This is a genomic window from Sphingomonas arenae (genome assembly GCF_016924655.1).
GTDB lineage: Bacteria > Pseudomonadota > Alphaproteobacteria > Sphingomonadales > Sphingomonadaceae > Sphingomicrobium > Sphingomicrobium arenae.
In genome coordinates, this window is sequence record NZ_JAFFJU010000001.1 from 99,245 (window position 1) to 120,750 (window position 21,506).

Genomic DNA, 21,506 nt, shown 5'->3' on the forward strand with positions numbered 1-21,506 from the left:
CCGCATTAGAACCGGTAAGCGGCGCGCAGCTGCAACCTGCGCGGCAGCGTGAGCAACGCATTCGGCTCGCCGAAGTTGAAGTTCTCCGGCGGCTGGCCGCAGCACACGAAGCTGTTGAACGACGTGTAATTCTTGTTGTTGAACAGGTTGAACACGTCGAGCGCAAGCGTCGCGCGATGCGACCCAAACAGCGCGAACTCCTTCTCCAGGGTCACGTCGACCTCGCACCGGGCGAACAGGCCGAGGCAGTTCTTGTCGGGGAAGGCCGCCCCGATGACGTTGTTCTGGACGGCGAAATCCGTCGTGAAGAACGTCTGGTAAGCCTGTCCGCTGCCCAGCTTGGTGAGGGTGGACGCCTTCAAGCCCCAGGGCAGGTCGACAAGGCCGCCGATCACCAGCGTATGCCGTTCGATGCCCGCCTTGTCTCGGAAGCCGAAGTCATCCGGCGTCACGCGATCGAGGCTGAACAGGTCGTTTCCGTTCTGCTCCGCCTTCTGCAGCGTGTAGGCGACATTGAGGCCCCAACCGGACGCGACGGTATAAGGCTTGTCCAAGGTTACGAAGAGCGCCTTGTAACGCGTATCCAGGCTGTCGCTGCCGATCAGGACGTTCGCGTAGCCGAAGGAGTTGGCGAGCGCGACGTCGCAGCAGTTGCCGGTGCCGCCATTCTGCCGCGTCGCGAACAGGTGCGTGTAGCCGTTCTTGCCGCGGATATAACTTCCGGTCACCGACGCGGTCCAGGACTTGCCGAGGCGCTGGCGAACACCCAAGCTGAACTGGTCGGTCCGGGGCGGCTTGGCGTTGTTCTTGACCGCGAACAATTCAGGCAGGCCCGTGATTGCGGTGGCCTGCAGCGCGATCAACCCCTCGCGAGTGAGATAAGCCGGATCCCACGCGACCGTCGGGATTCCGTTGCGCGGACTGCCATCCTCGGAGAACTCGAACCGCCCAATCGTGTACTGGAGGCGGAAACGCTCATCGAGCGTGTTGTTGAAGACGTTGCGATCGTAATAGCGGCCGAAACCACCGAACAGCACGGTGCTCTGGTTGTCGAAGAAGTCGTAGCTGAAGCCGATGCGCGGTTGGATCATGTTGAAGACGGGCCGATCGTTCCCGTCCGTGATGTAGTCGTCGGCATCGAAGTAATCGGTCTGCGGCAGCTGCCGAAGCAGCGCGGCGGCGTTCGCCGGAGTCACGTAGTTGTTGTTGAACATGTTGCTCTCGCGATCCCAGCGGATGCCGAGATTGAGCTGGAGCTTGTCCGTGACGTCCCAGTCGTCCTGCGCGTAGATGCCGAAGACGTTGTTCTTCGCCTTGATGGTCGGATCGCCGAGCCCCAGGAACGCCTGCTGCGGGAAGCTGTAGTCCGGCCCCCGGAACACGTACTTCGGCTGCACATTGAAGAGCTTGTTGAACTCGTAGCGCTGGCGCGAGTACTTGATGCCGACCTTGAAGGTGTGACTGCCGGCAAACTCCACCTCGGGGATCGTCAGGTCGTTACGGAACGTCAGGTTCCGCTGCTTGATATCCTGGCTCCCGTCCTTCCCGCCGAAGATGATGATGCCTTCATACTCGAAGGTCGGGCTTTCCGGGGACAGCGAGGTCGGATTGTAGTTGTAGTTGAGGTAATCGATCGACGCCTCGTTCAGCAGCCCGTTGCCGCGATACGTCCACTTGCCGAGGTAGGTGTCGATCGTGTTGCGCTTGTTCTCGGCCGCCTCGTAGCTGGCAATGCAGTTGAAGTTGCAGCCGAAGCCAGTGACATCGGTTTCCTTGCGGCGGCTTGCCGACACGTCGATTGTGTTCGCGTCGTCGGGCAGGAAGGTCAGCTTGCCGAAATACAGGTCGCCTCGGAACGGGCTGATGAAGTTACCCTCCAAGTCACCGAATTGGTCAACGAAGAAGGGGTCGTTCGTGCCAAGGGTTACCGTGCTTGCACGGTCCTGATCGTTACCCTCGTAAGCGCCGAAGAAGAACAGTCTGTCGCGAATGATTGGCCCACCGAGCGATAATCCATATTGTGTGCGCTTGAACGCGGGCTTGGAACGGTCGGCGCGCTTGTCGAAGATGCTCTTCGCACTCAGGTTCTTGCCTGTATGAGACACGAAAGCGTCGCCGTGGAACTCGTTGGTTCCGGACTTGGTGACTGAGGTCACGATCGCCGCGGACGCTTGCTCGTATTCGGCCTTGTAGTTCTGCGTGATGACGCGGAATTCCTGCACCGCCAACTGGGCGAAAGGATTGCCACGGCTGTCCTGCTGGCCGGCGACTCCTTGATCGAGGACGGTGTTCTTCAGGTTCACGCCGTCGATGAACACGTTGACGCCCGCAACCGTTGAAGCGCCGCTCTGGAACCCCTTAGTGGTGTCGCCGTCGTTGTACTTCACGCCAGGGGCAAGTTGGGTGAACGCCAAGAAGTTGCGGTCCGTCTGCGGCAAGCGGCGAATCTGCTGCTCGCTGACATTGGTCGCGACTTCGCTGGTCCGCGTCTCCACCAGCCGGCGACCCGTCACGACGATGGCGTCACCGCCTGCCGCGGCGGCCTGATCCGTGGGCGTCGCAGTGGGCGCGGCCGGCGCAAGGTCGAGCGTCGCACTTTGCCCGATCGCGATGGTGACCCGGTCGGTGACCGTGGTTTCGCCGATCGTAGCAGTGATGGTGTAAGGCGCCGGACGCAGCCCCGGCAGAGTGTATTGGCCGTTCGCGTCCGTGCGGGTCGTGACGGTCTGGTTCGTCCCCTCGTTGCGGGCGGTGATCACGGCTCCCGCCACGGCAGCACCCTGGGCATCACGGACCTGCCCGCTCAGCGTCGCGGTGATGGTCTGGGCCGCGGCGGGGACCGCGACGGCCGTCGCCACCGTCAGTGTCGAAACGCCCAGAAGGAGGGCTCGAAGCCCCGCGTTCGCAGGTAACCGGTTACAACGGGGCTTGCCACCGGGGTCTTTCCGGCTAACCAAGGACGTTCGGGCAGATAGGGGCAAGGCATGGTCAACATTTCCGCGGCGCGCGACGAGGCGACGGTCTCTCCTCTGGACGGCGCCGCCACCGAACAGGTGCCGGAGAATGCCGGCCAGCTCAGCACCTTTGTCTTTGCGCTGTTCTTCATCTTCGGCGGTATCACCAGCCTCAACGACGTGATCCTCCCCAAGCTGAAGGAGCTGTTCACGCTCAACTACACCCAGGCCATGCTGGTGCAGTTCTGCTTCTTCACGGCCTACCTCGTCATCGGCATCCCCGGTGCGCAGCTGGTCAAGAAGATCGGCTACATGCGCGGCGCAATCGCAGGTCTCCTGATCATGATGGTTGGCTGCCTGCTGTTCATCCCCGCCTCCCAGACCGCGACCTACGGCCTGTTCCTGCTTGCCCTGTTCGTGCTCGGCAGCGGCATCGTGGTGGTGCAGGTCGTGTCCAACCCCCTGATCAGCCTGCTCGGGCCCTCGCGCACGGTGCACAGCCGGCTGACCTTCGCCCAGGCGTTCAACAGCCTCGGCACGACCGTTTTCCCGATCGTCGGCTCGGCCCTGATCCTCGGCAGCCTTGCCGGTCTCAGCGCCAGCCAGTTGAGCGGCGACGCGCTGGAGGCCTATCGCACGGCGGAGACGCGGGCGATCGTGAACACCTATCTGGGCCTTGCCGTCGCGCTGGCGGTCATCGCGGCCGCGGTGTTCCTGTTCCGCAATCGCCTCAAGGGCGAGCAGCACGAGGCGAGCTCGCCGCTGGCCGGCTTTTCGCTGCTCAGGCGCTCCCGCTTCGGCCTCGGTGCGCTCTGCATCTTCCTCTACGTCGGCGCGGAGGTCGCGATCGGCTCGCTGATCGTGAACTACCTCATGCAGTCGCACGTGCTGGGCCTTACCGAGCGGGGCGCGGGCGACATGATCTTCTACTATTGGGGCGGCGCGATGATCGGTCGCTTCATCGGCTCCTACTTCCTGCGCATCATGAGCCCGGGCAAGATCCTTGCCACCGTGGCGTGCGGCGCAATCGCGCTCATCCTCGTCTCGACCAACACGCAGGGCGCGGTGTCCGCCTACAGCCTGCTCGCGATCGGCCTGATGAACTCGATCATGTTCCCGACCATCTTCAGCCTCGCCTGCGAGAAGCTGGGAGCGCGCGCGGCGGATGGGTCGGGGATCATCAACATCGCCATCTTCGGTGGGGCCGTCGTGCCGCTGCTCACCGGAATGCTGGCGGACGTCAGCGGAAGCCTCGGCATTGCCCTGCTGCTGCCGGCGCTCTGCTATGCGGTGATCGCCGGCTACGGCATCTACGCCCGCCGCCCGGCCTAAGGTCGGAGGGCATCGTGGAAGTGGGCGGCGCTTCCTTGGAGCGCCGCCCATGTTGACTGATTCACCCGCAAGAAGTTCATCGACGCCTACAGCCGAAAGGTACCCGGCCGGTCCTTCAGCAGGGACTATGCCCCGCCGGTAATGATGATGAAGTGCGGGTCATCGCCCAGAGGCGAGCGGGCGCTCAATCTTCAGATCCGATCGCCGCAGCCGTACACTCGCTGTTGCAGCAAGAACACAGCCGGCGGTGCAGCAACAAAGCCGAAGCATCGTTTCGGAACCACAAGAGTTTCGTGGTGGATGAAGTTGCTCGTGTCCTGCGGGCGGCGGCCCCTCGACCGAGGTCGCCTGCTCGCCTGCTCTGCCCTGCTGACCCTCGTTTCGGCCACCCCCGCGCTCGCTCAGACGGCAGGGGGATCCCAGCCCGTTCCGGTACCCCCTCCGCCACCCGGTGCCAGCTTGCCGGCGATCGAACCCATCGTGACCGACCAGGAGCTCAATACCCAGGTTCCCCCGCTCGGCGCGGACGACCCAGCGCTACAAGGCCCGCTGGAAAGTGTCGCGGATTTCGAGCAGCGCATCATCGCGGGCGAGACCAATCCGACCGTCGCACCCAGCACGGACCCCGAACTCAGCCAGCCGCTGCCGCCGCTCAACCAGTTCGACGTCCGCGAAGTGGAGTTCGCCCAGCCCGACCCGAACGAAGGTCCGGTCGAGATTGAGTACAAGACTCGCGTGGAAGGACTGGAGCTCGCGGACGCTCAGACGGATGCCGATCTTGCCGCCCAGTTCCGCGATCTTTCCGCGCTCCGCGAGGGCAAAGGTGACGTCGCCAACGAGGCGCAGCTGTCCGCAAGGCTGACCGAGGACAGCAAGCTCATCGAGCGCATCCTCCATGCCGAGGGCTGGTACGATGCCCAGGTCACGACCCGCATCGACCGCTCTCCGGCCGCCAGCGGCCAGCCGGTCACCGCGGTGCTGCTGGTTGCGCCTGGTGAGCGCTACAAGCTGGGCACGATTACCCTGCAGGCGGATGCGACCGTGCCCCCCGGGCTTGTCGACAAGAGCCTGGCGCTGAACATCGGCGAGCCCATCGTGGCGCAGCGGATCCAGGGTGCCGAAGCGAATGTCGCCGTCGTCCTGCCGCAGGAGGGCTACCCGTTTGCCGAGGTGGGACAGCGGGACGTCTTGCTCGATCCCGACACCCACCTGGGAGATTACACGCTCCCGATCACCGTGGGGCCCCGCGCCCGGTTCGGCGGCTTCCGGACCACCGGCGACCTGGCCTTCGGGGCCGAGCATGTCGACGTCATTGCGCGCTTCGAGCGGGGCGAGTTGTACGACAGCCGCAAGGTCGACGACCTCCGCCAGGCGCTCGTTGCCACGGGACTTTTCTCCACCGTTGCGGTGCAGCCGGAGCGCACCGGGCAGGCGGTTGGGGACGGCACCGAATATGTCACCATGGTCGTGACGCAGGACGCTGGACCGCCGCGGACCTTGGCGGCGAGCGCCGGTTACGGCACTGGTGAGGGCTTCCGGCTCGAGGGCAGCTGGACCCATCGCAACCTGTTTCCACCTGAGGGGGCGCTGATCGCCAATGCCGTGCTCGGCAGCCGGCAACAGGGCGCGGGAGTTACCTTCCGCCGTTCCAACGCGGGCAGGCGCGATCGGACTTTCCAGGTCGGCCTCGAAGCGCTCCGCAGCCGACTGGACGCATTCGATGCGCTGACCGGGCGGCTCTTTGCCCGCCTCAGCCGCGACAGCACACCGATCTGGCGCAAGACCTTCACCTGGGCGGTGGGCGCGGAGATCCTGGGCACGGTCGAGGAGGATTACGATTTCACCCTTGGCGAGCGTAACAAGCGCAAGTTTCTCATCGGCGGGCTCAGTGGGCAGGTCGGGTTCGACCGGACAGACAGCCTGCTCGATCCGACGCGGGGCTTCCGGGCTCAGATCCTGGCGCAGCCGGAAGGGGCCTTGAGCGACGGCTTCCAGCCGTATCTGCGCAGCCAGCTCGACGCCAGCGCCTACTATCCGGTCGGCGATAGCATGGTACTCGCGGGCCGTACGCGGGTCGGCACGACTCTCGGCATCGAACGGTTCGAGCTTGCTCCATCGCGGCGCTTCTACGCCGGTGGCGGCGGGTCGGTGCGCGGCTTCGGCTACCAGCAGCTCAGTCCCAAGGACCCCAACGGGGACCCCATCGGCGGTATCAGCCTCGTCGAGGGCTCGGCCGAGGTCCGCTATCGGTTCGGCGATTATGGCGTCGTCGGTTTCGTCGACGTCGGGCAGGTCTACGAGAAACGGCTGCCGACCTTCCAGGGCCTGCGCGCGGGCGTCGGGATTGGCGCCCGTTATTACACGAACTTCGGCCCCCTGCGCGTAGATATCGCAACGCCGCTCGGCCGCCGCGAAGGCGAAAGCCGCATCAACGTCTACGTCTCGATCGGGCAAGCCTTCTGATGAGCGACGTCGCGGTCCCTGGCGGTGAAGTGCCGCGTGATGACGGCGATCAGACCGTCATTGTTCGCCGCCACGTCAACTGGCCGCTGCGCATCGCGAAGTGGGTGCTTGGACTTGTCCTAGGCCTGCTAGTGCTGGTGGGGCTCGGCATCGTCGCCATCAACACCGATCCGGGCCGCCGCTTCGTGGCCGAGCGGATCGAGGGTCTCGAGTTCGCAAACGGGATGAAGATCGGCGTGGGCCGGATCGAAGGCTCGCTCTACGGGGCCATGACCATCCGTGGCTTCACCCTGTCAGACCCGCGCGGAGTGTTCTTCGCCGCTCCGCTCGTCCGCCTCGACTGGCGGCCGTTCGACTACCTCAACAACCACGTCGACATCCGCAGCCTGCTCGCGCCGACCGCGACGCTGCGCCGCTTGCCCGAATTCCGCGCAACGCCGCCGAGCGAGGGACCGCTGCTTCCCGATCTCGACATCAGCATCGGGCGGCTGAAGATCGACCGGCTGGTGCTGGAAGCAGCCGTCACGGGCGAGCGGCGGGTCGGTTCCGTCGATGGCCGTGCGCGGATTGCGGACCAGCGGGCTCAGGTCGCAGTTCAAGCGGCTGTGATCGGCGGTGAAGGCCGTGCCGGCGGCGACCGACTGGCGCTGCAGCTCGACGCGGTGCCAGAAGAGAACCGGCTAGCCCTGAAGGCCTTTCTCAGCGGTCCAGCGAACGGGCTCGTCGCCAAGCTGGCCGGCCTGAACGCACCGATCAAGGTCCAGGTGGACGGCGCCGGCGACTGGCAACGCTGGAACGGGCGGCTGCTCGCCGATCTCGACAACGCCGCCTTCGCCCGGCTCCGGCTGACGGCTCGCAACGGCACCTTCGGTGTCAGCGGGCCGACCCGGGTTGCTCGGCTGGTGGAGGGTCCCACCGCCGCCCTCCTTGGCCCCATCACCAACGTCGCGCTCCAGTCCACCTGGGAGAACCGGCGGGCAGAGCTAAACGGGCGCATCGGGAGCGATGCCTTCACCCTGGTGGCGAACGGCGTTGCCGACCTCGGCCGCAACCGCCTCCAGGACCTGCGTCTCAACTTTGCGCTGTTAAAGCCCGGCGCGCTCGCACCGAATCTCGCGGGGCGCGACCTGCGGGCGTTGGTGACGTTGAATGGCGAACTCCGCCGGCCGACCGTAGACTACCGCCTGACCGCGACCACCCTCGCCTTCAACGACATGGCCGTGCAGGGCCTAGATGCGCGCGGCATTGCCCGCTTCCGTCGCGACTTCATCGCCGTACCCGTTACGGCGCGGGCGCGAGCCATCACCGGGCTCGACACGGTGGCGGGCGGGACCATCACCAACGTGCGCATGGACGGCGATCTAGCGGTCGACTGGCCCCGCATCCTGTCCGAAAATCTCCGCATCCGCTCCGACCGGATCGACGCCACCGCCATCGTCCTCGCCGATGTCGGGACCGGCCTGTACACCGGCGCGATCGAGGGTCGGATCAACGACTACCGCGTGAACAGCGTGGGCATCTTCAACCTCGAAACCAACGCCGACCTTCGTCGGGAAGTTGACGGCGGCATCAGCCTCGTCGGCCGCATCCGAGCCCAATCCACCAGGCTGTTCAACGACGGTGTGCGCAGCTTCCTCGGCGGAAATCTCGTGGCCTCGAGCGACGTCCGCTACGGCTCCGACGGCGTGATCCGGTTCGCCAACCTCCGCCTGACGGCGCCGGAGCTGCGGGTCACGGACGGGAGTGGAAGCTACTCGCCCGATGGTCGGATTGACCTTCGCGCCCGCGGCGTCTCACGCCAGTACGGCCCGGTCGGCGTGCAGGTTGCAGGCACGGTTGCGAGCCCCCGCGCGATCGTCACGGCGCAGCGGCCCGGCTTGGGGGTGGGGATCGCCGGGCTCCGCGCCGAAATCCGCAGCGTCGGCAACGCTTATCTGGTCCAAGCGAGCGGACAGAGCAACTACGGTCCATTTACGGCAGATGTTGCGGTCCAAACTGCCGCGGGTCCGTTGATCATCGATATCCGGCGGGCAACCCTGGCCGGGATCGGCGTCCGTGGCCGAGTTCGGCAGTCCGCTGCCGGTCCGTTCGTCGGGCGCCTCGACGCGAGCGGGCAAGGCCTGGCCGGCGTGGTCCGCCTCGATGCTACCGGTCGCTTTCAGCAGGCGATCGTTAATTTGCGGGCCAGCAACACGGTCCTGCCCGCACCCGCGAACATCGCGGTGGGCGCCGCCATCGTCGATGCTCGCGTGATCCTTTATGACCGACCTGAGGTCGTCGCCGACGTGCAACTGGCCCAAGCCCGGTTCGGCTCCACCGACCTCACGGCCTTCCGCGCGCAGGTGAATCATCGCGGTGGCCAAGGCTTCGCGCGCGGCATCGCTGAAGGCACGTCAGGCGTGCCCTTCCGTTTCGCTTTCAACAGCGAACTTCAGCCGAGCTTGTGGCGTGCCGCGCTACGTGGCCGCGTGAACGGCATCGATGTCCGGACCGAGTCGCCCGCCCGGATCATTCCGCGAAACGGCAGCTACGAATTGCTGCCGACACGGCTTGTGCTGGATCAGGGCAGCGTCCGGCTTGCGGGCAATTACGGCAAGGAACTGCGCCTGCAGAGCCGCATCGATCGGCTCGACCTATCCCTGATCAACGCGCTGGTACCAGGTCTCGGCGTTGGTGGACAGGCGACCGGCAGCATCGATTTCGTGCAGGCAGGCAGCAGCCTCCCGCGCGTGGACGCGAGCCTTGCCATCCGCAACTTCACCCGAACCACCGCCGCCACGGTCAGCCGGCCCCTGAATGTCAATCTGGTCGCCAATCTCCAGCCAGGCAGTGGCACCCTGCGTGCCGTGATGCGGACACGCGGAACGGTCGTTGGCCGGGTGCAGGCTGCCATCCAGCCGCTGGGGCCCGGGGCCGGGTCGTGGGCCGAGCGCATCTCCGGGGCTCCGGTGAGCGGCGGCATCCGCTACATCGGGCCGGCGGACTCGCTCTTCTCGCTGGCTGGGCTGGCAGATCAACGGCTGACCGGAACGCTTGGCGTCGCGGCGGACTTCGGCGGACGTGTGTCGCGGCCGAGCCTCACTGGCGTCGTTCGCGGCCGGGGGCTCACCTACGACAATGCGACCTATGGCACGCGCCTGACCAACATGACCCTTGCTGGCCGCTTCACCGGCGAGCGGCTGCAGATCGACCAACTCAGCGCCAATGCGGGAAGCGGGACAGTCGCGGGCAGCGGGTACGTCAGCCTTGCGGCCGCGAGCGGCTACCCGGCCAACTTCGAGCTCACCCTCAACAATGCGCGGCTGGCGAACAGCGAGGACTTGCGCGTCACCACGACGGGCAATGTTCGGCTGATCAAGGCCGCGAACCAAAACCCGACGCTGACCGGCACGGTGCGCCTGCCCGAGACGCGCTACCAGATCATCCGACAGGGTTCCGCGCAAGTCCCGGAACTCACGGGCGTGCGGTTCAAGCCGCCGCGGGGTCGGCCGAGGGTCACGGGCGATGCTCCGCCACCCGCACCGTCCGGGTTCGGGGATGTCAACCTCGATCTGCGCATCGTGGCGCCGAACGAGCTGTTCGTCAGCGGCATGGGCCTCGAGTCGGAGTGGCGTGCGGACCTGCGCCTGACGGGCACCAGCAGCAATCCGCGGATCGCCGGTTCCATTGACCTCATCCGAGGCACGCTCGGCTTCGCCGGCCGTTCCTTCGAGCTGCAGGAAGGACGCATCCGCTTTCCGGGCGGCGGCACGGAAAGTGCCCAGATCACCATCGCGGCATCCGAGGAGATCGAGGACGTGGTGGTGACGGTGAATGTCACCGGTTCGGCCTTCAATCCGCAGATCGCCTTTTCGAGCACGCCTGGTCTGCCGCAGGACGAGATTGTCTCCCGTATCCTGTTCGGCAACTCGGTCGGAAGCCTATCCGCAATTCAGGCAGTGCAGCTGGCAGCTTCGCTCAACGCCCTTCGGGGTTCAGGGGGCGGGCTCAATCCGCTCGGCAAGCTGCGGTCGGCGACCGGCTTTGACCGGCTGCGCATCCTGGGACCGGACGATGCGAGCGGCCGCGGCGCGGCCCTGGCTGCTGGCAAGTACATCAGTGACGACATCTATCTGGAGGTGGTTACGGACGCCCGCGGCTTCACCGCCACGCAGCTGGAGGTGACCCTGAGCCGGAGCTTGTCGATCCTGAGCCAGGCTGGTGGATCTGGAAATACCAATGTGAGCGTTCGCTATCGGAAGACGTACTGATGCGCTTGGCGTTGTTCTTAGTTGCCTTTTTGCTGGTTGCCGGCTGCGGGGACCGCCGCGACTTCGACGAGCGGTTCAATGACACGTCGAGTGAAATTTCCGCGCGCGCCCAGGCGATCGACGCGAACCTTTCCGACGCACAATCGGCTCAGAACGCGCAAGATTAAGCGCTTGTTTGCGGAAAGCCACACCCCAGCTTGGGTCGATGGTTCCGCTTTCCGTTCTCGACCTCGCCCCCATTCCCGAAGGGTCCACCGCAGGTGACGCACTGCGTCATTCGGCGGAGCTGGCCCGTACGGCAGAGCAGCTCGGCTTCCGCCGCTACTGGATGGCGGAACACCATTCGATGCCCGGGATCGCGAGCGCAGCAACGGCCGTGGCGCTGGCTTACGTGGGATCGCAGACGAGCAGCATCCGGATTGGGGCCGGTGGCATCATGCTGCCGAACCATTCGCCCCTGACCGTCGCCGAGCAGTTCGGCACGCTGGAGTCCCTCTTTCCCGGGCGCGTTGACCTGGGGCTCGGCAGGGCCCCGGGGACGGACCAGGCAACAGCCTATGCGCTACGGCGCAACCTGGCCTCCCACGAGAACCAGTTCCCCCGTGATGTCGTCGAGTTGATGGGCTACTTTTCCGGAGCCAACGGCCGGGTGCGCGCCATTCCCGGTGAGGGCCTGAGCGTTCCAGTCTGGATTCTCGGTTCCAGCTTGTTCGGGGCGCAGCTCGCGGCCATGCTTGGGCTTCCTTACGCCTTCGCATCCCATTTCGCGCCGGCGCAGATGATGGAAGCGATCCAGGTGTACCGCGAGCGGTTCCAGCCCTCGGAGCAACTGGACCATCCGTATGTCATGCTCGGCTACAACTGCATTGCAGCGGACACGGATGAGGAAGCGCAACTTTTGGCGACCTCGATCCAGCAGGCCTTCGTCAACTTGCGTGCGGGTCAGCCGACGCCCCTTCCGCCACCTCGGGCGGGATATTTCGAGCAGTTGCCGCTGCAGGCCCGGGCGACACTGGAGCATGTGCTCTCCTGCTCGGCCATCGGCTCGGTGGACACCATTCGCGCGAGGGTCGAAGAGTTCGTTGCACGCACCAAGCCGGACGAATTGATGGTCACCTCGCAGATCCACGACCATGCTGCGCGACTGCGCAGCTATGCGCTGCTCCGCGAGGCAGTGCCGCTGGCCAGCTAAGCGAAGGGGCTGCGCGGCGGTTTCGTCGCTTGCACAGGCACGTTCGTCGAGCCACGGTGGCTGCCGGTCGTCGGCGCAGTCCACCGACTGGCCGTTTCTCCAGCACAGGGTTCCGCATGCGCGCCAAGCTTCCCCTCACCTGCCTCCTGCTTGCCTCGAGCGCCCTCGCTTCTGCCCAGGACGCGCCCCCCACGGATCAGCCCAGCCAGGCCGCGGCGCAGCACACGGCCCCCTCAGCTCCGGCGCAGGCCTCCCGTGCCGAGGCGGACGCGCCCAAGTGGGACGTCGAGCATCCGCGCGGGCTGACGCTGCGCAAGGTGCCGATCAACACGGACGAGGGTACCTGGATGAACGTCGACGTGTCGCCGGACGGCACGCGCGTCGCGTTCGACATGCTGGGCGACATCTACGTCATGCCTATCGCCGGTGGCACTCCGACCCGAATCGCGGAAGGCCTGTCCTATGAACAGCAGCCGCGCTGGTCGCCCGACGGCACCCGTATTGCGTTCGTCTCGGACCGTGGCGGCGGCGACAATATCTGGATCATGCGGGCGGACGGCTCCGACAAGAAGCAGCTGACCAAGGAAGACTTCCGCCTCCTCAACCAGCCGAGCTGGAGCCCGGACGGCCGCTACATCGTCGCCAAGAAGCATTTCACCACCACTCGCTCCCTCGGGACGGGCGAGGTGTGGCTGTACCATGTGGATGGCGGTGGCGGTGTGCTGCTGGTCAAGCGGGTCAACGAGAAGCACCAGAAGGAGCTCGGCGAGCCGACCTTCGCGCCCGATGGCAAGCACGTCTACTTCACCCGCAACATCACGCCGGGCGGCACTTTCCAGTACGCCCAGGACTCCAACGGCGAGCTGTTCGCGATCGAACGCTACGAGCTGGACACCGGGGAGACCCACCGGGTGACGGCCGGCAACGGCGGTGCGGTGCGCCCGACGCCGTCACCCGACGGCAACTATCTCGCCTTCGTCCGGCGAGAGCGGGCCAAGTCCAAGCTCTACGTTCGCGACCTTCGGAATGGCAACGAGCGCAAGCTCTATGACCTGCCCGACCAGGACATGCAGGAGACCTGGGCGGTGACCGGCGTCTATCCGAACATGGACTGGACGGCCGATAGTCGCGAGATCGTGTTCTGGGCTGGCGGCAAGATCCGCCGTCTACCGGTGGCTGGCGGAGCTGCCCGCGAGATTCCGTTCAGGATCTCGGACGACCGGGTCGTGGCGGAGTCGCTCCACCCCAAGGTGGACGTCGCGCCGGACAGCTTCCAGACCAAGATGGTGCGCTGGGCCCAGACCTCTCCGGACGGCCGGCAGATCGTGTACGAAAGCCTCGGCAAGCTCTGGCTGAGGCCGGCCGGGGGCGGCGCCCCGAGGCGGCTCACCCGCGGAAACGACCTTGCCTTCGAGGCTTGGCCGAGCTGGTCGCGCGATGGCCGCTCCGTCACCTTCGTCAGCTGGACGGACGGTGATCTTGGCCGAGTGATGGTGGTGCCGGCGAAGGGCGGCTCGCCTCGTGCCGCCACGACGGAGCCCGGCCATTACTCCCTGCCGCATTTCTCGCCGGATGGACGCACCATCGCCTTCGAGGCCGGAAGCGGCGGAGGGCTGACCTCCGACAAGTGGAGCCGCGATGCCGGTATCTACATGGTTCCGGCGAGCGGCGGAAAGCCGATGCTGGTCGAGCGGGACGCAAGCAAACCGCAGTTCGGAGCCGCGAACGACCGGCTGTTCATGACGGTGCAAGCCGAAGACAAGCTGCAGTTGGTCAGCGCCGACCTCAACGGCGAGCGCCGCCGCGTGCACGCCTCGGGCGACCTGACCAGCGATTTCGAAGTCTCGCCGGACGGCCGCTCTGTCGCCTTCCGCGAGAACTATGAAGCGTTCCTGATGCCGCTACTTCCGGGCGCGCAGGACGTTACGGCAGCCACCGACAAGGGGGCGCTGCCCGCCGTTCGCCTGAGCGTGGGCGGTGGCGACTACATGCACTTCTCGGCTGGCGGTGACCGCGTTCACTGGAGCATCGGCCCGACGCTCTACATGGCCGATACCCGCAGCATCTATTCGGGTGGCTACAAGACTCCGGCGAGCGGCGTGAGCCTGTCGCAGACGGTGCGTGCGGCCAAGCCGACCGGGACCGTCGCGCTCACCGGCGCGCGCATCGTCACCATGCGCGGGGAGGATGGCGGAGTCATCGACGACGGCGTTATCCTCGTGCGCGGCGACCGGATCGTTGCGGTAGGGCCGCGCGGGCAAGTCGCGGTGCCGGCCGGAACGCCGACTGTCGACCTCTCCGGCAAGACGATCGTCCCCGGCTTCATCGACGCCCACGCCCATGGCCCCCAAGGCGAAAAGGGCTTCGTCCCGCAGCAGAACTGGTCGACCATGGCCAACCTGGCACTTGGCACGACGACCATTCACGATCCGTCCAACACCGCGTCCGAGGTTTTCGCGGCAAGCGAGCTGCAGCGGGCCGGCCTGATCCTCGCGCCCCGAATCTTCTCCACTGGAGAGATCATCTACGGCGCCAAGGCAGCCGGTGCGTTTGCCGACATCGGAAAGCTCGACGACGCGATGGCGCACGTCCGCCGCCTGAAGGCGCAGGGCGCTTGGAGCGTGAAGAATTACAACCAGCCGCGGCGCGAGCAGCGCCAGATGGTGGTTGCCGCCGCCCAAGCCGAGAACATGCTCGTCGTCCCGGAAGGCGGCTCGCTGTTCAACATGGACATGAGCCTGATCCAGGATGGCAATGCCACGGTCGAGCACAACGTGCCGGGCAGCACCTTCTACGAGGACGTGCTGCAGATGTGGTCGCAGACGAAGACCAACTACACGCCGACGCTGGTCGTGACCTATGGCGGTCCGGGCGGCGACCCCTATTGGCGCGCCCACACGAACGTCTGGGAACATCCACTGCTGCAGGCCCATATCCCGCCAGGCACCCTGGCGGCTGCCAATGCCAGACGTGAGATCGCACCCGAGGAGGATTATGCGGACACGTGGTCAGCGCGGGAGGCGCGCAAGCTGGCGGACCGAGGCATTCAGGTGAACATCGGCGCCCATGGCCAGCAGGACGGCATCGCCGCGCACTGGGAGATGTGGAGCTTCGCGAAGGGCGGCTGGACGCCGCTGCAGGCGCTGCAAGCAGCGACGGTCATGCCGGCAAAGACACTGGGCATGGACCGGGACCTCGGCACGCTGGAGCCCGGCAAGCTGGCCGACCTCGTCGTGCTCGATGCCAACCCGCTCGAGAACATCCGCAACTCCGACAAGGTATCGCAGGTCATGCTCGGCGGTCGGCTGTACGATGCCCGAACCCTGAACGAGCAGGTGACCGGCAATCGCACTCGCCAGGCTTACTGGTGGGAGGGCACCGGCAACACCCAAGCCGGCCGCGCCCAGGCCATGACCCACAGCCACGACGCGGATTAGGGTTAGAGGCGAGACCAGCCCAGCGCCATCATCCCGACCAGCACCGCCGTGCTCGCCATCAGTGCGGCGGCTGCGGGTCGGCCGCGAGCGCGCGAGTAAGCTAACGCCACGCCGATCTTGAGCAGCATGTTCGCCACGATGGTGCCGGCTATGGCCAGCGCGGCGACGTTACGGGCAATTGCGCCGACCGGAAGCTGCGACAGGGTGACGATGGAAGCATCAACGTCGAAGCTCCCGGTCAGGAACAGTGACAGGGCAATTCCGCTCTCGCCGAACCGCTCCTGTGCCCAGCGCGTGAACACCGCGCCCGCGGCTACGATAGCGACGAACCCGAGCGCAGGCAGGATCTCGATCGGGTTTCCGGGAGGCGTCGTGCCCCCTGCGTCTGCTCCTGGCGCGCGCCTCCACAGCCACCAGGCAACCGCCGCTCCGGTGAGGGCTGCCGGTCCGACCAGCAGCAGGAAACTGGGCAGCGTCGAAGGACTCAGGACGGCAAGGAGCAGGATGACCCGCACGTACATGACGGCTGACGCGATCGCGATGCCGGCGGAATAGGGACCGGCCTCCCCCGCCCCCAGGCGCTGTGACAGGGATGCGGTGACCGCCGTGGACGAATAGGCTCCGCCGATCAGTGCTGTCGCCAGCGTTCCCTTGCGCTCGCCCACGATACGGTTTGCGATGTAGCCGGCGAAGGAAAAGCCGGTGACCAGCACCACCACCAGCCACAATTGGAAGGGGTTCCAGTCATCGTAGGGGCCGAAGTTGCGGTTGGGGAGGAACGGCAAGATCGCAGCAACGATGACTGCATAGCGTGCGAATGCCTGCACATCCTGCTGGTCCAGTCGCTCAATAAGCCCATGGAGGCGCTGCCGGGCAGCCAGCAAGGCCGTGGTGACGGCACCTGCTGCGACGGCGAGGGCCGGCTGTCCGGAACAGGCGAGCAGGCCAAGGGCGACGGCGATGACCCCCGCCACGAGATTGGTCACGCTTCGCTCCCGCGGTTCGCGTGCATAGCCGATGATCAGGGGAGCGATGAGGCCCGCGGCGAGCACTGCAGTCACCATGGGGTGGATCAGTTGCCCAATCAGCGAAGCCAGGCCACCGGCGCCACCGAGCAGTGCAAAGGTCCGGACGCCCGCCACCCGGGATCCCTCGGCAGCGTCACGCTGCTGCCAGCCGCGTTGCACCCCGAGCATCAACCCGGCGGCGAAAGCGGCGCCGAGCGGCAGAAGCGGGCCGCTTGCCAGGGCCACCAGGGTCATGCGCTAGAGGATATAGCGCAGGCGGATCGACTGCGTCTGAGTCCCCGGCTGCACGGGGAAGCGGACTTCATCGAACTTCGGGGCGCGCATGTGGATTGTCGGATTGTTGGAGAACCCAAAGCCTTCGCGCGGGATGCCCATCATCATGTCGAGCTTGCCGTTGGCGTTCTCGTCATGGACCACCAGCAGCGCGTAAGTGCCGGGCTTCACGGGACCGAGCTTGAGGTGCGCTGCCTTGCCCGCGGGCACCGTCACGGCAACGGCCTCCTTGTCGTCTTTGCACTTGAGGAAGCGCGCGGCCTGGCTCGTCAGGCACAAGTGCACCTGGCCCTTGGCACTGCGCAGGCCGGTGAGGTCCACGCTGAGCTGAGACGCGCTGGGCGTGTTCGCACCGGTCAGCGCGACAGTGGCCGCTGCCATCGCCGCTACCTTCATCCAACTTGCCATGATCAGGTCCCCACCCGTGCCTCGAAGCGCCCGTTTGTACGGCGCCGCGGCCCTTCCGTCACCCCTCGGGAGATTGCTAGCCGCACGGCGGGGTCGCCATGCTCGCTCCGCCCGGCTAGAGCGTCGCCATGCCGCCCGAGCGCTTCGACCTGGTGATCGCTGGAGGCGGGCTTGCGGGTGGGCTCTGCGCCCTCGCGCTGCACCAGCGCCGGCCGGAGCTGAAGGTCGCGATCGTCGAGCCCGGCGAGAAGCTCGGCGGCAATCACCTGTGGTCCTTTTTCGAGAGCGACATCGCAGATCGGAACAAGGCCATTGTCGAGCCGCTGATCGTGCATGGCTGGGACGCATACACGGTTGCCTTCCCCGAGCACCGACGCCGCCTCCCGCATGCTTACCGCAGCATCGAGAGCGAGCGGCTGGACGAGGTTATTCGGGCAGCCCTGCCGCCCGACGCGATCTTGCGCGCCGAGGTGACGGAGCTTGGACCCACGCACGTCACCTTGAACAATGGGGAGCGGATCAGGGCGCGAGCAGTCCTCGACGCGAGGGGTGGCAAGGCCGAGGGGCTCGATTTTGGCTGGCAGAAGTTCGTCGGCGAGCTGCTCCACATCCCGCAGGGCCATGGGCTGGCGGAGCCGGTCGTGATGGACGCAACCGTCGATCAGGCTGATGGGTACCGGTTCGTCTACTGCCTGCCGTTCAGCCCGACGGAGCTGTTCGTCGAGGATACCTACTACACCAACGGTCCTGAGCTGGACCGCGAGCGGCTGTCTAGTTTGATCGCGGACTATGCCGTGTGCCATGGCTGGCAGATTGCGGGCCGCTCACGGCAGGAGCAGGGCCAACTCCCGGTGCTCATGGGTGGCGATTTCGACCACTTCTGGCCCGCAGTAGACCCCGTCGCCCGCGCTGGCGCGCGCGGTGGCTTCTTCCACCCGCTGACCAGCTATTCACTTCCCGAGGCGGTGCGCTTCGCCTCCTGGCTCGCTGACGAGCTCCCGCTCGAAAATCTTGCACAAGCGACCCGCGCCCGCGCGCTTGCCCATTGGCGCCGCACGTGGTTCGATCGGCTGCTCGCGCGGATGCTGTTCCGTGCCGCCGACCCGCCGGAGCGTTATCGCATCCTCCAGCGCTTCTACCGCCTTTCGCCTGCCTTGATCGCGCGGTTCTACGCGGGTCAGAGCACCCTTGCGGACCGGATCCGTATTCTCGCAGGGAGACCTCCCGTTTCCGTCCGGCGAGCGTTGCGAGTGCTGAAGGAAGCTGCGTGAAGACTGCTATTGTCATCGGAGCCGGATTCGGTGGCCTCGCCCTTGCCATCCGCCTCCAGTCCGCGGGGGTCCAGACCACCATCATCGAAGCTCGGGATCTTCCGGGCGGCCGTGCCTACGTGTGGGAAAAGGAAGGGCATGTCTTCGACGCTGGACCAACCGTCATTACGGATCCGGACTGCCTGCAGCGGCTATGGCAATTGTCCGGTCACGACATCGCCCAGGATGTCGAACTGGTGCCGGTCACGCCATTCTATCGGCTGGACTGGCCCGACGGGACCGTGTTCGACTACACCAACGACGACGAGCAACTTCGTGCGTCGATCGAGCGGCTCAACCCCCGAGACTGGGCCGGGTACGAGCGGTTCCTGGACTATTCCGCCGGCGTTTTCCGCGAGGGATATCTAAAGCTCGGGACCAAGGCGTTCGAGAGTCCGGCGGACATGCTCAAGGCCGCGCCCGCGCTCGCCCGCTACCAGGCATGGCGATCCGTCTATTCGATGGTCGCAAGCTTTGTCGAAGAAGCACATTTGCGCCAGGCATTATCCTTCCACACCTTGCTCGTTGGCGGCAATCCGATGACCTGCTCCTCTATTTACGCGCTCATCCACAAGCTGGAGCGCGATGGCGGCGTCTGGTTCGCCAGGGGCGGGACGAACAAGCTCATCGCGGGGATGGTGCGCCATTTCCAGCGGCTCGGCGGCGACCTGCGGCTCGGTGACCCGGTGGTCGCGATTGAGGTGGAGAAGGATCGGGCCACAGCGGTCCGCACCCGCTCCGGCTGGCGGTTGGTGGCTGACGCCGTGGCTTCCAACGGCGACGTCGTGCACAGCTACGGCTTGATCGAGGGCAGCAGCCGGGGTGCCGTCCAGGTGCGGGCCATGAAGCGGAAGCGCTTCTCGCCCGGGCTTTTCGTGCTGCACTTTGGACTGGAGGGGACCTTCCCTCACATCCCGCACCATACGATCCTGTTCGGGCCACGCTACAAAGGCCTGCTCGGAGACATCTACAATCGCGGAAAGGTCGCAACCGACCCGTCGCTCTATCTTCACCATCCAACCGTCACCGATCCGGCGATGGCCCCTCCCGGCTGCTCGACCTTTTATGCCCTGGCGCCCGTGCCTCACATGGGCAAGGCCAAGGTGGACTGGGACGCCGAAGGTCGGGAATATGCGGATGTCATTCTCGACGTCTTGGCCGAGCGCTTGATCCCCGACATCCGAGAGCGCATCCGGGTCCAGTTCTCCTATGCGCCGTCAGACTTCGGCCGGGATCTGGGTGCGCACCTCGGCTCAGCCTTCAGCCTGGAGCCGGTGCTGTGGCAGAGCGCCTGGTTCCGCACACACAACCGTGACGACAAGATCCGCAATCTCTACTTCGTGGGTGCGGGGACCCACCCCGGGGCGGGTATCCCCGGCGTGGTGGGCAGTGCGGAGGCAACGGCGGGGCTGATGCTGGCGTGAGTTCGGACGTCGATCGCGACAGGTTGGTGGAAGCGGCGCTGGCGAGCATCTCCGCCGGTTCCAAGAGCTTCCGGTTCGCAAGCCAGCTCTTCGATCTCCCGACGCGGGAGCGTAGCTGGCTGCTCTATAGCTGGTGTCGTGCGTGCGACGATGTCACGGATGGCCAGACGCTCGGCCAGAACGCTGTTACCCCCGCCGACCCCGAGGCGCGGATTGCGTTCCTCAAGCGGATGACAGGCAGGGCGCTTGCGGATGAGCCGACGGGGATCGTGCCATTCGAGGCGTTCCGCCAGGTCGCGAAGGAATGCTCCATTCCCGCGGAAGTCGCTTACGACCATCTGGCGGGGTTCGAGCGCGACGCATCGGCTTGGCGGCCGCAAACGGAAGAGGATCTCCTCTCCTATTGCTACCAGGTGGCCGGTGCCGTGGGCGTGATGATGGCGAATGTGATGGGCGTACCCGCCGGTGACGAGGACACGCTCGATCGTGCGGCGGACCTTGGTATCGCTTTCCAGCTCGCCAACATCGCCCGCGACATCGTCGACGACGCTCGGGTCGGTCGCGTGTACCTGCCGCATGAATGGCTTGCCGCCGAGGGTCTCGAGGGCGCCGACCTGGCCGACCCAAGTCACCGCTCGGCCCTCGCAAGGATGACCCAGCGGCTGGAGCGCTTGGCGGATCGTTACCGCCGCTCCAGCAAGACGGGTGCCGCTCGCCTGCCTTTTCGCAGCCGGTGGGCCGTGCTGTCCGCCGCGGGTATCTATGGTGAGGTCGCAACCAAGGCCGCTGCCCTCGGGCCGCGTGCCTGGGACACGCGCATCGCCACCTCCAAGGCCGAAAAGCTCGCGCTGGTGATGGAGGCCTTCTGGGAGTCCCTGGTAGAGGTCAGGCCATCGGCTCGCGATGAGCTCTGGACGCGTCCACGGCACCCTGTTTCGGCGCCCTGATCCTGGCCTCCTGACTGCTCGCCAACTGCTGTTTCAGCTTGTCCACGGAAGGCGCGTAGATGAAGCCGAAGCTGACCGCGCCCTCGCGGCCCTCGACCGCGTGGTGCATCTTGTGTGCCTGGACGATGCGCTTGAAGTAGCGTGACCGGGGCACGATCCGGTGGGCGATGCGGCCATGCACGATCACGTCGTGAAAGCCGAAGTAGACCAGGCCATAGAAGGCCACTCCGGCCCCGACCCAGATTGCCCAGTCGCCCCACCCCGCATTCATGCCGCCGTAGATGAGCAGGACAGATGGCGCGGCGAAGATGACAGCATAAAGGTCGTTGCGCTCGAACCAGCCCTTCCGGTCGCGATGGTGGCTTTCATGAAGCACCCAGCCCAGCCGCGAGTGCATGACCCAGCGGTGGATGGCGTAGGCGATCGCCTCCATCGCCACGACGGTGAACGCGAACAGTCCGAGGCCGGCAAGGAGGGACATGGGCGAG

The 21,506-nt window shown here is 66.0% G+C and carries 13 protein-coding genes; 9 read left to right on the plus strand and 4 right to left on the minus strand.

Going from position 1 to position 21,506, the window contains the following annotated elements:
• Window positions 1-5: 5 nt before the first annotated feature.
• A complete protein-coding gene (locus tag JT720_RS00475; protein WP_336511914.1) occupies window positions 6-2,858 on the minus strand; it encodes a TonB-dependent receptor in 2,853 nt (950 codons plus the stop codon).
• A 126-nt stretch (window positions 2,859-2,984) separates the two neighbouring features.
• Between JT720_RS00475 and JT720_RS00480 the strand changes: the two genes are divergently transcribed.
• From JT720_RS00480 to JT720_RS00505, 6 genes are all read left to right on the plus strand, one after another.
• On the plus strand, window positions 2,985-4,286 hold the full coding sequence (locus JT720_RS00480; protein WP_205478464.1) for a sugar MFS transporter: 1,302 nt from the start codon (window positions 2,985-2,987) through the stop codon (window positions 4,284-4,286).
• A 480-nt stretch (window positions 4,287-4,766) separates the two neighbouring features.
• The gene (locus JT720_RS00485) at window positions 4,767-6,749 is read left to right on the plus strand and encodes an autotransporter assembly complex protein TamA (protein WP_336511915.1); all 1,983 of its coding nucleotides are present in this window, start codon (window positions 4,767-4,769) and stop codon (window positions 6,747-6,749) included.
• Complete coding sequence (locus JT720_RS00490) at window positions 6,749-10,999, plus strand: translocation/assembly module TamB domain-containing protein (protein WP_205478470.1); 4,251 nt, start codon at window positions 6,749-6,751, stop codon at window positions 10,997-10,999. Before JT720_RS00485 ends, JT720_RS00490 begins: the two co-directional genes overlap by 1 nt.
• Window positions 10,999-11,166, plus strand: a complete 168-nt coding sequence (locus JT720_RS00495; RefSeq protein ID WP_205478472.1) for a hypothetical protein — start codon at window positions 10,999-11,001, stop codon at window positions 11,164-11,166. The genes JT720_RS00490 and JT720_RS00495 overlap by 1 nt, the downstream gene beginning before the upstream one ends.
• Window positions 11,167-11,204: 38 nt before the next feature.
• Entirely contained in the window at window positions 11,205-12,191 is a 987-nt protein-coding gene (locus tag JT720_RS00500) for an LLM class flavin-dependent oxidoreductase (RefSeq protein WP_205478474.1), read from the plus strand.
• 116 nt (window positions 12,192-12,307) lie between these two features.
• The gene (locus tag JT720_RS00505) at window positions 12,308-15,628 is read left to right on the plus strand and encodes an amidohydrolase family protein (RefSeq protein ID WP_205478476.1); all 3,321 of its coding nucleotides are present in this window, start codon (window positions 12,308-12,310) and stop codon (window positions 15,626-15,628) included.
• Window positions 15,629-15,630: 2 nt separating this feature from the next.
• Here the strand turns inward: JT720_RS00505 and JT720_RS00510 are convergent, their stop codons facing one another.
• Together JT720_RS00510 and JT720_RS00515 are read right to left on the minus strand one after the other, a co-directional pair.
• On the minus strand, window positions 15,631-16,890 hold the full coding sequence (locus tag JT720_RS00510) for an MgtC/SapB family protein (RefSeq protein WP_205478478.1): 1,260 nt from the start codon (window positions 16,888-16,890) through the stop codon (window positions 15,631-15,633).
• Window positions 16,891-16,893: 3 nt separating this feature from the next.
• Window positions 16,894-17,337, minus strand: a complete 444-nt coding sequence (locus tag JT720_RS00515; protein ID WP_205478480.1) for a DUF2141 domain-containing protein — start codon at window positions 17,335-17,337, stop codon at window positions 16,894-16,896.
• 128 nt (window positions 17,338-17,465) lie between these two features.
• Between JT720_RS00515 and crtY the strand changes: the two genes are divergently transcribed.
• The 3 genes from crtY to JT720_RS00530 are packed head-to-tail and all read left to right on the plus strand — an operon-like array spanning window position 17,466 to window position 21,018.
• Entirely contained in the window at window positions 17,466-18,608 is a 1,143-nt protein-coding gene (gene crtY, locus JT720_RS00520; RefSeq protein WP_205478481.1) for a lycopene beta-cyclase CrtY, read from the plus strand.
• Window positions 18,605-20,071 (plus strand): phytoene desaturase family protein, encoded by a 1,467-nt coding sequence (locus tag JT720_RS00525; RefSeq protein ID WP_205478483.1) that lies wholly within the window; start codon window positions 18,605-18,607, stop codon window positions 20,069-20,071. Before crtY ends, JT720_RS00525 begins: the two co-directional genes overlap by 4 nt.
• The gene (locus JT720_RS00530) at window positions 20,068-21,018 is read left to right on the plus strand and encodes a phytoene/squalene synthase family protein (protein ID WP_336511916.1); all 951 of its coding nucleotides are present in this window, start codon (window positions 20,068-20,070) and stop codon (window positions 21,016-21,018) included. The genes JT720_RS00525 and JT720_RS00530 overlap by 4 nt, the downstream gene beginning before the upstream one ends.
• Here JT720_RS00530 and JT720_RS00535 read toward each other — a convergent pair.
• Window positions 20,957-21,499 (minus strand): sterol desaturase family protein, encoded by a 543-nt coding sequence (locus JT720_RS00535; protein ID WP_205478485.1) that lies wholly within the window; start codon window positions 21,497-21,499, stop codon window positions 20,957-20,959. The genes JT720_RS00530 and JT720_RS00535 overlap by 62 nt on opposite strands.
• Between the last annotated feature and the right edge of the window lie 7 nt (window positions 21,500-21,506).

Bases quoted from the DNA above. Each gene is read 5' to 3' on its own strand.
- JT720_RS00480 (WP_205478464.1), top strand. From the start codon at position 2,985: ATGGTCAACATTTCCGCGGCGCGCGACGAGGCGACGGTCTCTCCTCTG.
- JT720_RS00490 (WP_205478470.1), top strand. From the start codon at position 6,749: ATGAGCGACGTCGCGGTCCCTGGCGGTGAAGTGCCGCGTGATGACGGC.
- JT720_RS00495 (WP_205478472.1), top strand. From the start codon at position 10,999: ATGCGCTTGGCGTTGTTCTTAGTTGCCTTTTTGCTGGTTGCCGGCTGC.
- JT720_RS00500 (WP_205478474.1), top strand. From the start codon at position 11,205: ATGGTTCCGCTTTCCGTTCTCGACCTCGCCCCCATTCCCGAAGGGTCC.
- JT720_RS00505 (WP_205478476.1), top strand. From the start codon at position 12,308: ATGCGCGCCAAGCTTCCCCTCACCTGCCTCCTGCTTGCCTCGAGCGCC.
- JT720_RS00510 (WP_205478478.1), bottom strand. From the start codon at position 16,890: ATGACCCTGGTGGCCCTGGCAAGCGGCCCGCTTCTGCCGCTCGGCGCC.
- JT720_RS00515 (WP_205478480.1), bottom strand. From the start codon at position 17,337: ATGGCAAGTTGGATGAAGGTAGCGGCGATGGCAGCGGCCACTGTCGCG.
- crtY (WP_205478481.1), top strand. From the start codon at position 17,466: ATGCCGCCCGAGCGCTTCGACCTGGTGATCGCTGGAGGCGGGCTTGCG.
- JT720_RS00535 (WP_205478485.1), bottom strand. From the start codon at position 21,499: ATGTCCCTCCTTGCCGGCCTCGGACTGTTCGCGTTCACCGTCGTGGCG.